Consider the following 15,879-nt stretch of genomic DNA (forward strand, 5'->3'; position numbering starts at 1 on the left):
CTCACTTTCAAAAAATAATCCGCCAAATGAGACCGGGTCTCGAGGCCCCCGGTTGTCGGTGTTTCCGAATAACAGCGCTGTGGCAATGGCCAGCAACGCACACACAGTGGTTCACCCATTTGACGTGTTCGATACATTGTACACTTGCTATCTGGCAATGCAATAAGAAAGTGGGAATAATCTGCTTAGAAGAATTGGCCGACGTAGTAGTGAATAAACATGGTAATAATGCCGACAATCAGGTTGCGGACAATGGCCGTCTTGACCAGACCGTGGCCTAATTTAGCACTCAAAAACCCAGTCAATGTGACCGACAGCAGGACCGCCACGATGGTTGCGGGCCACTGCGTTGCGGCTGGAAATAGGGTCATGGCAGCCAGTGGGAAGATGCCCCCTAGCGATGCCGCAAACAAAGATGAAAACGCCGCGTCCCAGGGGTTCATGTAGTGGCCGAGTTGGATATCGTCCTTCACATTGACCACTGTACCCAAGGCGTCCTTGGCCATTAAATCCTTGGCGATGGCTAGTGACGTCGCTGCGGTCACTCCACGATCCTCATAGAACCGTTGGACAGCCGCTTGCTGGTCGGCATAATTGCTCTTCAATAATTTGGCTTCCTTAGCCACCGCGGCTTTTTCCGTATCCTTTTGCGTGCTGACGGAGGCGTATTCCCCCGAAGCCATGGAAAAGGCACAAGCCAACAGGTCGGACAAGCCGGCGATGAAGATCGTAAACTGATTGGTCGTCGCCGCCGCGACACTGAAGAGGACCCCGACGACGGTCAGAATCCCGTCATTGGAACCGAGGACCCCGGCTCGCAGCGTATTGAGCTTCTCATCCATCGTTTGGTGTTGCTTAACTTTTTTCGTACGTAATTCTTGATTTGCTACCATTTATAAGCCCTCCCCTAGGCAAATAGTCGACCGATGCCGTAAGTGACCAGCATGGTTAAAATTCCTGCAATCACGTTGCGCGCCGTTCCGTTGCGCCGGTTAGCGTTACCTAAAATCGCCGCCACGTAACCGGTGATCGACAAGGCGATCACCACGGCCAAGAACGTGCCAAGAATGCGCCAGCTCTTCGGTAAGAGACTGATGGAGACCAGCGGCAAGATGGACCCGGTCGGAAATGAAATCATCGACGCAATCGCCGCAGAAAACGGATTGGTATACTCCCCCACGTTGAAGCCGAAGCGCTCGCGCACCGTGGTCTTCAACGGATCTTTGGTCATCATTTCGTGCGTCGCTTGCTCAGCCAGTTCCGGCTTAATACCACTAGCCAAGTATTTGTCGCGGACAAAGCCATATTCCGTTTCATAGTCGCTGTCCAGTGCATTGGTCTGTGTCTGAATTGCCTTACGTTGCGCATCCTTTTGCGTATTGACCGACACGTATTCCCCCATGGCCATCGACACCGTTCCGGCAATCATCCCGGCAATCCCAGAAATAAAAATGGCATAGCTACTCGTCGCCGCACCAGCAACCCCAATAACAATCCCGGCTACTGATAAAATCCCATCGTTGGCCCCCATCACACTGGCCCGCAACACATTGATACGTTGGGCCAAGGTGGCTGGCTTCTTCGTTCTCTCCATACTATCCGCCCCCAGATAAGTTTTATGACATCCTGTTTTATTCTAACACTGTTCGAAATAAAAGTTTGGGTTAACTAATAATTCTAGCTACTTTAGAATCATTATTATCTGTCACTAGACCCATTGTAATCATCCACCCGTGAAATGTAAACTCTAAATCCCCATATTTTTAAATTAATTGCGATTCATTCTAAATAAGTCGTTTTACTGGAAGTCTCGGCTGGATGTGGTTTAATAGAGTCAGACTAGAGTGATTCTCAAAAAGCGCTTTGCGTTTGCGTTCGAGATGGTTATAATAGTCAAGTTGCCTTTTTCTAGTGGTAACGCCCGTAGCTGAGGGGTCACCCCCAGTTGTGAACCATTCAATCTTACTGACAATAACACTTTCGACCCAAGGAGGGATTAATCTTGGCTGGTCAGCAGCAGCTTCTTACTCACGCTTTACAAACCTTAAAGGACCACCACGTTCGGGTAACACCCCAGCGGCAGACCATTCTGACCTACCTGGTGACGCACCACAACCACCCGTCCGTGGATACGATTTTCAACGCTCTAGCCGTTGAGGCGCCCAATCTGAGCATGGCCACGGTCTACAACACCTTGAACCTGTTCGTCGACCTGGGCATCGTGATTGAACTTCCCAACGACAACGGCGGAATTCGCTACGACTTTTACGGTCGGCCCCATTACCACGTTATCTGTGAAAACTGTGGAAAAATCACGGACGTCTTCACGCCCGAATTTTCTAAGATTGAAAACGAACTGAATCAACAGGCCAGCGCACAAACTGGCTACCTGGTAACCAGTAATCACGTTGAAGTCTACGGCCTGTGTCCGGAGTGCCAGCAAAAGCTGCACATTGACCCGGACCGCCAAAAATGGGCTCAGGAGGCCAACCACCTTTAAGTCCGTCTGCCAATCAAATAAGCAAGCAACTAGGTGGCCAGGGCACTTGTCTTGACCCCTTTTTTCGTGCGGTAGCCACCGGAGAAATTTTACTGAACCGTTACCAAACCAGTACCCGGTTCCTTTCACAAGTATTTTCATGAAAGAGCCGCTCAGCCCCGCCATGACAATGTTACAGCCACATTACAGGTGTCGTTAAGTTTTAATCTATTTGAAAACACCCCGAACAAAGGCCGCGGCTATCGTTATTACCATCGTAATATTGGCCTTAAAGCCTAGTGTGGCGCTTGTCGTAGCCGCTGATAATGTATATAGTTGATATCGGATATTAATCGAAGACGACTGAGCAACCGGTTTTCCGGTTGTCGTAAAAATGACTAGAAAGATATGAGGGATGATCAGGGTGAAAATGCACAAATTAGTTTTAACTGCACTGGCCACGTTAGGTACTGCTGGAATCTTAGGTTTATCAATGACGACGGCTTCTGCTGCTACTTCTAAGGTCAATAGCTATATTGATAGCCAAAACATCAAGCCAGCCAAGGTGACCAAGTCAATCTGGAGTGGCTTTCCTAAGAACAAATACCGTCATGGTAAGGCCAAGCCAGAAGGTGTCGTCGTTCACGAAACGGCTAACCCTTCTTCCACGATTTACAACGAAATTGCCTACATGAAGCGTAACTACAACAATGCTTTCGTACACAGTTTCGTTGATGGCTCACGGATCATTAACATTGCCAACACCGACTACCTGGCTTGGGGGGTCGGCTTCCCGGGGAACGCGCGCTTCGTTCAATTTGAACAAGTCGAAGTTCACAGTAAGTCTGCCTTTGCCCACGAAATTGCCAACGCTTCTTGGTACACCGCTTACCTGCTGAAGGAATACAACCTGAAGCCTAACGATGCGGCTTACGATGGCAAGGGGACGGTTTGGTCTCACGGTTCCGTCGCTAAACACCTGGGTGGCTCCACGCATACCGATCCGGTCGGCTACTACGCCAGTGCCGGTAGCAAGTACTTCGGCCAAAAGTACACGATGTCCATGTTCTACAAGATGGTCAAGAAGTACTACAACGCGATGACCGTCAAGCACACTAAGTTGGTTTCAGCCAAGTACACTTCCGTAAACAAGCAAGCAACGTTGAGCAAGAAGTACAAGAAGTACTACCTGTACAACCACTTGAAGGGTGCCAACAAGAACGCCAAGCGCCAAAGTTGGTCTAAGATTTCCCCTAAGGTTGGGAAAACGTACGACATCGACATGGTCGGTAAGAAGAGCACGGGCCAAACATGGTACCGCATCAAGCCTTCTAAGAACACCACCAGCAAGACGCGTTACTGGGTCTACTCCAAGAACCTGTCTGGTGTAAAGAACGTGCCAACCACGACTAACGAAAGTTCCAGTTCCGCTAGCTCAAGCAGTGTCGCTACCGCAGCGGCCTCCAGTGCCAGTGGCAGCACCACTGAAACTAGCAGTGCTAGCAGCAACTAATTCAATGATTAAGTAAAACGACCGTCCCGGTTTCGCTGGGATGGTCGTTTTTTTTGCTGTACACGGTTGAAAGATGAAAATCAGCTAGAAACATTGCCACCGCGCGACTCATGGCGTAAAGATTAGTCGTTTACAGCTTCGTAGTGTGTACTGGCCGCCTACCGTCCGCCAACTATGGGTTGGAACGCGGTGGGCGGACTCCCGGCTACAAAAGTGCGTACCAGTAACAAGCGGCTTAGCCCCAAGTAGCGACTGTTTTGGCAACTAGTCTTTGACTAACACAGTATTGCTGACGATTGTCACTCTTTGCCGGAGGCAGCCAGGGTGAAGCCAGCTGTGGCGACGGTGTTGGCTGAGGTTTTGTCTCAGCCTACAGCGTGAGACGACTTGAGAGACTGGTGACTTTTGCCAGTCTTTCAAGCGAACCGGAAGACCGCTTCTCAGGCTGGCGGTGTTCCCCAGAGCAGGCGGAATCCTGGCTGCCGCAGGCCCTGCCCCATAGTTGACGAACGACAAGCGGACAAGCACTGCTATTTGTCAGCCGAAGACTGTTTAGCCGTGCGCTTGCGTTGGCCGGCGACGGCACGCGTCATGACCCAGGTCGTGATGGGCACGGTCAGAATCACGCTGACCATGGCGAAGAGAATCATGAGGATTTCTGATACAAATATTTTGTCATTTAAGATTTCACCCACTGAGTAATGGACCCCAGTGAACCAGATGAACAGCGCGAGAAAGCCGCCAAAGAAACCGAAGAACAAGGTATTGAAGGTCGTCCCGATAATTTGTTTCCCCACGGCGATGCCATCCCCCAGCAAGCTCTTTAAAGTGACCTGAGGGTGTTGCTCAAGGATTTCACTCAGTCCCGCAGCAATTGCCATGGCTGCCTCGGCAATCGCCCCTAGCGTGCTTAAAATGGCCGTAGCGGTAGTCACCTGGACGAAGTTGACCCCGACCAGCACCGACAAGCCTTCCAAGTCCTCGCTGTCTTCCGGACCGAAGCCTTGGACCAGCGCCCAGTGCTCGACCGGCACGATCAGGAGAACCAAGACCACCAACACCACTGCGGAGGCAATGAAGGCCACCGTACTGGAGAGGTCATCGCCACTGCTCATGAAGATGGTCAACGCCAGGACTAACAGTCCCACGACCAGCGTCACAATCAGCGGGGGAAATTGAAAAGCCACCAAAACGATGGCTAAGAATAGCAGGCCGAAGTTCAGGAGCAAGGCCAGAAACGACTGCGCGCCGGCCTTGCCACCCACCAGAATCATCAAGACTAATAAGACCAGTCCCAACACATTAATCGTACTCATGCGCGCACCTTCTTTTCCATAAACCGACTCGCCAAGAAACTAGCGAGCGGCACCGCTAGCACGATGCCAATCCCACTGATCAAGCTTTGGACGACCCCCATCGACATGTTCATCGAGAAGGTGTAGCCCCAACTGTTACCATTCTTCAGGTACAGCATGGCCATCGGAAAGGTGTCGGCGACGAAGATGAAGAACAGCACGTTGATCAGCGGCCCCATGATGGTGCTACCAATCTGGCGGCCGGACTTGAACACCTGCATCGCGGAGAGTTCCGGTCGCTCCCGTTTTAGCGCGAAGAGTGAGGAAATGATATCGGTCGACTCGTCCATGACGGCCCCCAGTGACCCCAGTAAGGTCTCGGCTAAGAAAAGCGGCCGGGGCAATTGGGTGACGTACTGCATGGATTCGTAGAACATCCCCTTTTCATGGGTGAAATGAAAGACGATGAGCGCCACTAAAATGGCAATAGTCGTGCCCCCTAGCGTCGTCGCCAAGGTAATCAGCATTTGCCGATTGGCGCCCAGCACCAGCCACAGCGTTAGCGCCGCAAAGACCACGGCCAGGCTACCAAAAATCCAGAGAACCTGGGCGCCTTGCGTTGAGCCATTTAGCAAAATCGCCAGCAAAAAGAGCACACCGTTGGCCGCCACGCTCAGAAAGGCCATGAAGCCGCTGAACTGCATGATCAGTAGTAAGAGCCCCACGACCAGCCAAATCATGAAAATCAGTGGCGTATCGCGCTTTAGGTCCTTGGCCGTCGCGGTCAGGTGATTGCCTTGATGATTGTGGACCACCACGAAGAGTTGGCTGCCCACTCGGTAGCGCTGATCCATGGCGCCCGAGCGTGAGTAAGTATTGGTCACAGTCAGGGATTGCCCCCGATACTGCCCGTTTAAAATCTTGCCGTGCAGCGTCTGTTTGGTCTGGGTATCTGCATTGTGGAAATCATCCGTTTCCTTACTGCTGGGCCCGGTGGTGACTTGGGTCACGTGCATGATGGGGTCGCGATACAGCGCCGCGTCATGCTGCGTCCCGAAGACCAGCAGGCCCCCAATCAGTAGCGTTACTAACCAGGCCAGCGCCCGTCCCCGGTTTGTCTTTAAAAATTGCATGTCCCCGTCCCTTTCTTCTAAATTTACGACAACGAATTCAATATACCACTTTCTGACAGGTTGATTTCCCCTTGCTCAAAATTTTAACAAAATCACATGAACCCGCGGGCTGTCAACCCTTCTACCCCTAAAAAATTGCTAAAGTCCCGTGAAAGCCTTGCATTTTGGGTTAAAAACCAGTACACTTACAGTCGATTGTTATTTTAATTAAGCGAGGGTTTTTACAATGAGAAAAGCACATCCAAATGGCGTACAAGGCCGCCGGAAGGTTAACCGTAAAAAGGACCGGAAGCGCCGCGACGAAATTTCAGACTTACAACGTTGGTTAAAGAACAAGAAGTAAGCTGAACGCCAATACCATAAAACGCACTGACATTTGTCGGTGCGTTTTATTTTGCCCTCAATTCAGTGTACCAAAAAGGGACTGCGACGTGGTGCCACAGTCCCGGATAATAGCTATTTAATTAAGATACCCTGGTTAACTACCGGCGGGTCGCTGAGTAGCACAATTGGCTACTCAGGCACCCCTACGACACCAGTGACTCGGGCGTTAAGGCGCTGACCTATTCTCAGTCTACGACCAAGACACTGGTCTCAGAGTTGTGAACGACGTAACTGGTGGTAGACCCCATGATGGCGCGGCCTAAGCCATGCACCCCGGAGCGGCCAATCACCGTCAGTGACGTGTGCAGTTCAGCGGGCAACGTCTTGGCAATCGTTGGCTTGGGTAACCCCACTTGGAATTTGGTTTCCACGGGAACGCCTTGCGCTTCGACCTCTTTGACCGCACTCTCCAAGAATTTGCTAGCGGCATCCTTGAAGTGCGTCACGATTTCGCTACCGAATTCCGCGCCGTAGTGGGCATAGGTCTGATCACTGGCGACGGAAACGATGAACAATTTAGACCCCAGCTCCTTGGCTAACTTAATGGCCTCAAGCAGTGCTGCGTGCGCGTTTTTACTACCATCCATTGGTACTAAGATCCGTTCATACATAATATCCCGTCCTTCCTATAGTAAACCATCCATGTGGTATCGTTTTCCACAACTTCATCATAACAATTCTAGTCAGTGCCGAAAAGCCTTTTGCCTGATTTATCACGAGATTTTTAGGCTTCCCGGCGAAATGTTAGCCAATTCTCATAGTCCCCGTAACGAATATAGGGCTTAGATTTTGTCCCTACAAAATGACTTGGATTGTGGTAAGATGTATCAAGTAAATTAATCACTGAGGGATGGATAATAATATGAAAAAAATTCTGTTGGGCGCCCTGGGTCTGCTAGCTTTGACCCTTGCCGGCTGCTCGAATAACGCTCTGACGACGAACAAGACCAGCTACCACCCAACGGCAATGACCGCGGTGATTAAGGGCAGTGCCAAGGCCAAAACGGTCGACTACCAAATCAATGGTGGCGCTAAACACCACGTCAAGGCCAATGGTGGCACGTACTTCTTCCAGGTACCGGCTTCGACCAAGAACCAAACGGTCAAATTAACCGCTGGCAACGCCACCAAGACGGTCACGGTCAAGAAGGTCACCGCCTTAGCGACTTACCAGACCTTCGCCGCCAAGTACAACCAGATGGTGATTGCCAGCCATTTGCCAACTAAGGTTCAAAAACAATTGCAACAGGCACAAAAGACGCAAGCAGCCACGAAGAAAAAGCTGACGGCTTTAGCCAAGACGGACCCGGCCGCTGCCGCCACTGCTGCTCAGCAACAACAGGCCGCCGCTAAGCAACTCCAAGCCAAAATGGTCACGGCCAAGCGGCAAGCCAAGAACGAGCTATTCCCGACCACGACCAAGGATGGCTTGAAAAACTTGGTCGATACCTCAGACGTCACGGTGCGGGGCAACGTGCAACACGGTCAGCTGATGGGCTTAACCTTGATTGTGCCAACCAAGCAAATGAAGACCAAGGCTGGTCAAAAAGCCTTCGGTACGACCTTTGCCTTACTCGGGACCACGCTAAAAGCCAAGCCCAAGGTCGTCATCAACAAGTTTGAAAAGGTCTTGAAGGACGCCAAGAAGAACAGCTCCTCGACCAAGACCAAGACGATTCGGTCTAACGGCATTCGCTTCAACACCGGCTTTTCTACTGACCATTTATACATTTACATCACTAAATAGGATTCACGTTCAAACGAGACGCGGCGCTGGCCGGTCTCGTTTTTTGTTTGGCCACAACTATCGGCGCTTGACACTATCGTTGCCGGTTTAACAACTTTCAGTGCCAACTATTCACTTACCTTTTTTCATCTGAATACAAACTGACTTATCTTATCCACTGTCTCCAAGCGCAATTATTTTTATCTCCACTCGTCAGGCCGCATAATAACGGTATGCTGAGGTAGTGAAGATGAGCTGTCATTGACCTGCCCAACTTTACGAACTCCGGCTACATTCGTTTTTCTAGGGGGAGTTTTTATGCAAAACGAAGAAAGAGTATTTGAGACGTTTCTTCGGCAGTACCGCGAAATCTTTCGCGTACTGATTAATGCGGCCGAACAAATTACCAGTCAGTATTCGGTTAGTTTCGAACAATATTTGTTGTTAAAACAAATTCACGAACAACGTAACATTACGTTGAGCGAACTGGCTGATTCAACGCGGACGACCCGTTCCGCTGCTGCCCGTAAATTGCGGGCGCTATTGCTTGATGGATTCGTGGAACAAGAGGCAAAGATGGACGACCGTCGTGTCAAGTACTTGCGGTTAACCACCAAGGGGGCCAACGTGGAACACGATATCCGACAAGCCTTTCTGCAAAGCGCCACGACCTGGGAGGAAATCCCTTCCAAGTTAAGCGGCGCTGACATCAATGAATTCTTTACGCAGTACCAACACAATATCGCGATTTGGAATCGGACCCGGCCACAGTTTCGGCGTCCGGTACTGCGAGCCAAGAAGAAGACCGCGGGGAATGATTAACTTGCTTGGCCGCAACGACACCACTATTGGGATCGGGGCAATACCCGGTCCCTTTGTGTTGCCCTGGGTTAAACGACACTAAATCCAGCCCAGCCAGCTCTCACATTTCCCTATCACCATAGGCTTCGACCAGTCAACGAAAAGTGCACTCCCCCGCCCATCGCCGTCATTGACTAACCTAACGATCATGGCGACAGTCACCCTTTATTAAAATTTCGTGATAAAACAGTTTTCTTTTGTCCGTGAAAGGGTTAACCTGTTGTTAACAAATAGTTTTTAAGGAGGATTCTGTATGCGACTTGATAATTATTCGTCCAACCAAACCCTGCCTACCATGGCGAGCGGGTTCCCGGTGGACACCGACCGTCTGACTGATGATCTCTATGAGGCCGTTAACGGCAAATGGGCTGAACAAGCCACCATCCCGGGTGACCACTCCTCGACCGGGGGCTTCATGGATCTGGTCGACAACATCGAACACACTTTGATGCACGACTTCGACGACCTGCTGGCAGGCAAACTCACGCCGGCCAATGATGAAATGACTGAGTTCAAGAAGCTCTACACGCTCGCCTTGAACTTTGACAAACGTGAGTCTGACGGCGTGGCCCCCTTGAAGCCTTACCTGGACAAGATTGAAAGCTTGACCGACCTGGCCGACCTGAGCAAGCACCTGACCGAATGGTATTTGACTGGGCTGCCAACCCCCGTGACCCTGGGAGTGGAACCAGATATGAAGGACACCGACCACTACGCCCTGTATTTGGACGCACCAAGCTTGATTTTGCCGGACAAGACCTACTATGCCAAGGATAACCCGGCTGCCAAGCAACTGTTGCCAATCTTCACGTCAACGGCCGAGAAACTCTTACAACTTTGCGGCTACAGCGAGGACCGCGCCAAGACCATCGTGGCCCAAGCCAAGGCCTTCGATGCCCAAATCGCCCCGCACGTGAAGTCTGCCGAAGAATCCGCCGACTACGTGAAAATGTACAACCCCTTCCCACTGGCCGACGTCGATGCCAAGACCAGTCAATTAGACCTGACCGGCGCCATCAAAGGCTTGATCAACGACACGCCAGCACAAGTCATCTTGCCACAACCAACCTACTTCGACGCGCTGGATGACTTACTGACTCCCGCTAATTTTGAAAACTTAAAGAGCTGGATGTTGGTCGACACCGTCTTTGACGGAACTGGTGCCTTGACCGAAGAATTCCGCCAAGTTGGGGGAACCTACCGGCGCGCGCTGTCCGGTCAAAAGGAAGCGCGTTCGCAAAAGAAAGCCGCTTATTACCTGGCAACAGGAACCTTTGGCCAAGTCGTCGGTGACTACTACGGTCGCAAATACTTTGGTGAAAAGGCCAAGGCCGACGTCCGTGACATGGTCCTGAAAATGACCGCCGTTTACCAACGGCGGTTAAAGACCAATGACTGGCTGAGTGCGGCCACTCGGGAAAAGGCCATCGTTAAGCTACAGAAGCTGACCATCAAGGTGGGCTACCCTGACGAAATCGACCCACTCTACCAGCAATTCAAGATTGATGAACACGCCTCATTATTTGAAAATCTCCAACAGATTTCTGAAATTGCCATCAAGCACCACTTCGGCCACTGGGGCCAACCAGTCGACCGGAAGCGCTGGGACATGAGCGCCAACACGGTCAACGCCTACTACTCCCCAGACAACAACGAAATCGTCTTCCCGGCTGCCATCCTGCAAAAGCCATTTTACAGTTTGGACCAATCCAGTAGCGCTAACTACGGGGGCATCGGGGCCGTCATTGCCCACGAAATCTCCCACGCCTTTGACAACAACGGGTCGCAATTCGATGAGTTCGGGAACATCAATAACTGGTGGACCGACTCTGATTTGGCTCATTTCAAGGACCTCGCCCAGGCCATGATCGACGAGTTCGACGGCATCGACTTTGCCGGGCAAAAGGTCAATGGCAAGCTGACCGTTTCCGAAAACATCGCCGACGCCGGTGGATTGAGCTGTGCCTTAGAGGCCGCTAAATCAGCTTCCGAAATCGACCTGAAGTCCTTCTTCATCAACTGGGCTAACGTTTGGCGGATGAAGGCTACCACGGAATACATGCAACTGTTACTGTCGATCGACGTTCACGCCCCTGCCAAGCTGCGGGCTAACGTGCAAGTCAAGAACCTCGACGACTTCTTTAAGACCTTTGACGTCAAGCCAACGGACAAGATGTACCTGGCTCCTGACAAACGGGTTAAAATCTGGTAATCTGTTGTGATTGCTGAAAAAGAAAGGGTAGCTGTGAGAAAATCTCACAGCTACCCTTTTGCGTCAACTTTAAATGGCCGAAACGGGCGCCAAAACCAACCTTATGCCTTACCCCGCTTCGCCGCTCTCGCCGCACGCTTCGCCGCGCGGGCCGCCTTTTGCTCGGCCTTTTCCTTGTTGCTAGGTACTTCTTGATAGCCGTCCAAATGGTTGACGTACCGCGCCATCGCGAATAGGTAATCGGATAAGCGGTTCAGGTACTTTAAGATAGCCGGTTCCAGCGGCTGTTCTAAGTTCAAGGCCACCGCTGAGCGTTCCGCACGCCGAGCCACTGTCCGGGCGTACTGAAGTTGCGCGCCCGCCGTGGAGCCGCCCGGCAAGATGAACTCAGTCAATTCCGGGGTGTTGGCCATGAAATAGTCCACCCGTTCTTCCAAATGCGTGGTGTCGGCCAGAGTGATTTCCTGGTGACGTTTGACACTGATATCGGCTTCCAACATGTAGAGCTTCCGCTGCACCTCACTCAGCTCATCGACCAAGTCGGGGTGCGCGCTCAAGCTAGCGACGACCACGCCTAAATAGGACTGGAATTCGTCGATATCGCCGAGCGTGACGATTTGCGCGTCGGTCTTGGAGACCATCTTACCGCTCACTTGCTTGGTCATGCCTTGATCGCCGACGCGTGTATAAATTTTCATAGTTTGGGGACCACCTTTGTTAAATGTTTTCGCTTACATCTCTGATAATACAAGAAGCATTGACCAGGTACAATCAATGCTTCCAAAAATTTCAAATTAATTTTTACCGAATTGGGCAAGCGCCACCGGCACAGTCGGATTGGTCGACCAGTTCGATGTCCTTTTGGTCGTGGTTCCCCGTCATGGCCGCAAACGTTTCGGCAACGTCAGCCGTGATTTCTGACCGCTTAGCTGCGTAAGTATCAGCGGTGATGGGTTCCTTCGGGGCTTGCTTGAAGTCGGCGCCGCTGTATGGCAACAGGGACGTAGACTTGATGGTGTTGCGGTATTGGAGCAACAGGTCGCCGATTTGGTCCCCCTCTTCCGGTTGGAAGGTCACGGTACAGCTGACCGCGTTGTCGGACCAGTACGTCTGCAGGAAGGCCTGGGTCGCAAATTGTTCGGCAATCGACACTTCACCAGCGGACGCAAAAGCAGCGTTGTCGGCGTGAGCGGCCTTCACTGGGAATTCCACGCACATCGTGTTTTGACTGTAGACGTCGGGTTCGACCTTGTAGCCACTAGCCTTTAAGGCTGGCAGTAAGGGGTCACTGTCCTGGAAACGAATCCGTTGAATCAGGTAACGGGCATAGTGGAAGTGCATCCCCTCGGAAACGCCCGCCAGCTTGGCCACCGTCCCGGACGGCTTAACGGTCGTGTGCTTGATTGATGGTTGGCACCCCAATGTGTCGGAGTAATCCTTGTCCGCTTGGACGACGGCATCATAAAGCGCACTGAACCGCTTAACGGCTGCTGGGTTGTAGATTGGTGCCATGAACGTCTTACCCGTTTGGGCATCACGCTTGGCTTCAAAGCCCGTGACCACGCGTTGCTTGAAGGTCTTTAAGATCCAGTCTTGAATCCCGGACATGGACACCCCAATGCGGCGGTTCTTTTGAATGGCGTTACGTGATACTTCCCAATCGTAGTGGCTAAAGGTGACCCGCTTGGTGTACCGAGCGCCCAGACCAAAGGCGTCTTCGAGTTGCCAGCCCTGTTCTTCGGCCACACTCGGGAAGATTTCAAAGAGGTTGCAAGGTTCCCCGTTACTCAAGGAAATTTCCCCACACGGGTTGGTGCCTTCAACGGCCTCGTCAATGCCTTCTTGACGGCCATCGATCAAGCGGCCATAGTCGCGGGACAGGCCCAGGTTGACGATGCCGGGTTCTCCGTTGTGTTGGATGGAATCAGCGATGGGTTGATAGTCAGTGAACGCGCTGTCCACGGCCACACTGTTGTTAGACGCCCACCGGTGATGGTAGAGCTTGTCTTTGTCTTGTTTCATCGTAATAAAGTCATCGTCTTCGGCACCACCCAGCGCCAATTCAGCGGAACGACGCACGTTGCCGGCCACGACAGTCTTCCCGATCATGTTGCCCATGTCCGTGCAGTCAACGGCGGTCAATTTGCGGCCGATTGCGTCATTCAAGATAGTGTTGATGTCAAAGAGCATTTCAACTAATGGCATCGGACCAGACGCGGTTCCGCCAAACCCATGAATCGGCGCATCCTTAGGCCGGATGTCACTGATATCCAAGACGACCTTGGTCTTGCCATCAGGATTGGTGCTGTCAAAGTGGGCATCGATCATGTTGGCATTGGCCAAGACCCAGCCTTCGCGGGTGTCTGGCAAGCGGTAGTAACGGGCGTCGGCCAGTGAGTGGCTGTGCATCCATTCGGAGCGGTCCACGGCACCTAATTTAACGGACGCATCGTAGGAGTCGCTTTCAGAATCGATGACCACCGTCAAGTCCACGGCGTTGTCGACCTTGGGCATTTGGCTGACGTTATCTGGCGTCACGGAGAAGCCGACACCGCCACCCTTCATTAATTGGTCGAACATAAAGGAAAATGGCATGGACGCCGCGGCCTGTTGGGGCTTGAGGTAGCTGGGAACAATGTGGCTATCCCCATAAGGTTGCGGCCGTACCGCGATGAACCAGCAATTGTTCAAGGCATCGCCATTGCGGTGTTGGTAGTCGGTCCCCGAGATCCACAGGTTCCGGCCAGAAGGCGTGGCGGCCAGGCCGTAGATCAGCCGAAATAAGCGCTGAGCCTCTTGCGTCAAATCAGCGATGACTTGGGGGTCAACGTCCTTGGCTTGGAGCCGGGGGTCAAGATTGATATTCCCCTCGACCACGCGTTGAACGGTCTCTGGCCATTCCTCATTACGTTGTTGATCAGGGAGCCACCGGGCGTAGGTCCGCTTATAGGTCACCCAGCCGAGTTCACCCCAATGTGGTGTTACCTCATTTTCAGTTTTGGCGATAAATTCGGGCGTCAGGCGTACTGGCGCAGCGGTTTCTACGTTCATCATATCAATCTCTCCTGTTCTTGAAGTCTATACCAGATATAGTAGCGCATTCGCTGGGAAAATACAATATATGGTTAAATTGAATTGTCCCTAGACATTTTCAAACTAGCCGCTAATAACAAATCTGAGGTAAAATGCAACTTTTTTCGTCCGCCCAATTAATTGTAATTGGACAATGAACCTGCTTCCTACAAGAACGCCGCAACTGGCGTAGACAAACGACCGACACTCGGCGGTAGTAAACTACCAGCAGGCCTGGCCAATCAAGTTGGTAAACCAGCCGCGGGCGAAATTAAAAAATTTTTCGTCCGGTTGGTCAGCGACCTAACTGCCCGAAAAAAAGCCAGTCACCCCCATATCTAGGGGTCATCAACTAATGAAGACTAAATCTAGTGGGTACGGGCTGTTGACTGTCAGCCAAATCACCACATCAGGGCGGCTGGGGCGGCGTGAGTCACGCTGTTGCCCCGAATACGGGTCCTTGCTAGTAAATCCGAAAAGATGGCTGACAGTGCCTCTGAGGCTGTTTGAGCTGACCTCTGTTGAATATAATTTTATTTATATAACTGAAGACTGAAAGATGAAAATCAGCTAAAAACATTGTCACCACGCGACTTCTCACGTTAAAACTAGTCGTTTAAAGCATCCTAGCGAGAACTGGTCGCCTACCGTCCGCCAACTATGGGTTGGAACGCGGTGGGCGGACCGGACCGAGCCTGAGAAGCGGTCTCGGCCTCGCTTTGAGCCGATGGCCCACGTCTCAAAGACGCCAGTTGCCTAAGCGGCATGAACCGCGCCGCTAAGGCAACTCCCACGGCTGAACCCATAGTTGGCGGACTCCCGGCTACAGGAGTGCTTGATAGTAACAGTTGGCCTAGCCCCAGGTAGCGGCTGATTTGACAACTAGTCTTTGACTAACACAGTATTGCTGATGATCGTCACTCTTCGCCGGAGGCAGCCAGGGTGGAGCCAGCTGTGGCGACGGTGTTGGCTGAGGTCCTTTCTCAGCCTACAGCGTGGGACGACTTGGGAGACTGGCGAGCTTTGCCAGGCTTCAAAGCGAACCGGAAGACCGCTCCTCAGGCTGGAGGTGTTCCCCATAGCAGGCGGAACCCTGGCTGACGCAGGCCCTGGTTTCACTAGTTTTAGTGAACAAAACGCTATCACTCTGGGAGTCAAGATATTAATTCAGTTTTCAACCTTTAGTTATATAATTAACACCGTT

12 protein-coding genes are annotated in these 15,879 nt (G+C 51.8%); 5 read left to right on the plus strand and 7 right to left on the minus strand.

Annotated elements, in window-relative coordinates; translation table 11 throughout:
* Positions 1 to 185: 185 nt before the first annotated feature.
* Positions 186 to 893 carry a VIT1/CCC1 transporter family protein gene (locus EKM83_RS01995; protein ID WP_125574971.1) on the minus strand — a complete coding sequence of 236 codons (708 nt, stop codon included), beginning with the start codon at positions 891 to 893 and terminating at the stop codon, positions 186 to 188.
* A 14-nt stretch (positions 894 to 907) separates the two neighbouring features.
* Positions 908 to 1,594, minus strand: coding sequence for a VIT1/CCC1 transporter family protein (locus EKM83_RS02000; protein ID WP_125574972.1), 687 nt, complete (start codon positions 1,592 to 1,594; stop codon positions 908 to 910).
* 408 nt (positions 1,595 to 2,002) lie between these two features.
* Here EKM83_RS02000 and EKM83_RS02005 point away from each other — a divergent pair, with 408 nt between their 5' ends.
* A complete protein-coding gene (locus tag EKM83_RS02005) occupies positions 2,003 to 2,500 on the plus strand; it encodes a Fur family transcriptional regulator (RefSeq protein WP_125574973.1) in 498 nt (165 codons plus the stop codon).
* Positions 2,501 to 2,909: 409 nt separating this feature from the next.
* On the plus strand, positions 2,910 to 3,992 hold the full coding sequence (locus tag EKM83_RS02010; protein WP_125575126.1) for a peptidoglycan recognition protein family protein: 1,083 nt from the start codon (positions 2,910 to 2,912) through the stop codon (positions 3,990 to 3,992).
* Between the two features lie 530 nt (positions 3,993 to 4,522).
* On the opposite strand, the gene EKM83_RS02015 is transcribed toward EKM83_RS02010, so the two are convergent.
* The 3 genes from EKM83_RS02015 to EKM83_RS02025 all read right to left on the minus strand — a co-directional run bounded on the left by EKM83_RS02015 (position 4,523) and on the right by EKM83_RS02025 (position 7,415).
* Positions 4,523 to 5,308, minus strand: a complete 786-nt coding sequence (locus tag EKM83_RS02015) for a YibE/F family protein (protein ID WP_125574974.1) — start codon at positions 5,306 to 5,308, stop codon at positions 4,523 to 4,525.
* Entirely contained in the window at positions 5,305 to 6,420 is a 1,116-nt protein-coding gene (locus EKM83_RS02020) for a YibE/F family protein (RefSeq protein ID WP_125574975.1), read from the minus strand. The genes EKM83_RS02015 and EKM83_RS02020 overlap by 4 nt, the downstream gene beginning before the upstream one ends.
* Positions 6,421 to 6,989: 569 nt before the next feature.
* On the minus strand, positions 6,990 to 7,415 hold the full coding sequence (locus tag EKM83_RS02025; RefSeq protein ID WP_125574976.1) for a universal stress protein: 426 nt from the start codon (positions 7,413 to 7,415) through the stop codon (positions 6,990 to 6,992).
* Between the two features lie 251 nt (positions 7,416 to 7,666).
* Between EKM83_RS02025 and EKM83_RS02030 the strand changes: the two genes are divergently transcribed.
* From EKM83_RS02030 to EKM83_RS02040, 3 genes are all read left to right on the plus strand, one after another.
* Positions 7,667 to 8,551 carry a hypothetical protein gene (locus EKM83_RS02030; protein ID WP_125574977.1) on the plus strand — a complete coding sequence of 295 codons (885 nt, stop codon included), beginning with the start codon at positions 7,667 to 7,669 and terminating at the stop codon, positions 8,549 to 8,551.
* Positions 8,552 to 8,848: 297 nt separating this feature from the next.
* Entirely contained in the window at positions 8,849 to 9,352 is a 504-nt protein-coding gene (locus EKM83_RS02035; protein ID WP_125574978.1) for a MarR family transcriptional regulator, read from the plus strand.
* Positions 9,353 to 9,686: 334 nt separating this feature from the next.
* The gene (locus EKM83_RS02040) at positions 9,687 to 11,603 is read left to right on the plus strand and encodes a M13 family metallopeptidase (RefSeq protein ID WP_191987396.1); all 1,917 of its coding nucleotides are present in this window, start codon (positions 9,687 to 9,689) and stop codon (positions 11,601 to 11,603) included.
* Between the two features lie 101 nt (positions 11,604 to 11,704).
* Here the strand turns inward: EKM83_RS02040 and EKM83_RS02045 are convergent, their stop codons facing one another.
* Entirely contained in the window at positions 11,705 to 12,301 is a 597-nt protein-coding gene (locus tag EKM83_RS02045) for a cob(I)yrinic acid a,c-diamide adenosyltransferase (RefSeq protein ID WP_125574980.1), read from the minus strand.
* A gap of 103 nt (positions 12,302 to 12,404) precedes the next feature.
* On the minus strand, positions 12,405 to 14,654 hold the full coding sequence (gene nrdJ / locus EKM83_RS02050) for a ribonucleoside-triphosphate reductase, adenosylcobalamin-dependent (protein ID WP_125575127.1): 2,250 nt from the start codon (positions 14,652 to 14,654) through the stop codon (positions 12,405 to 12,407).
* Positions 14,655 to 15,879 lie beyond the last annotated feature (1,225 nt).

It is taken from the genome of Levilactobacillus angrenensis (assembly GCF_003946085.1).
Taxonomy (GTDB): domain Bacteria; phylum Bacillota; class Bacilli; order Lactobacillales; family Lactobacillaceae; genus Levilactobacillus; species Levilactobacillus angrenensis.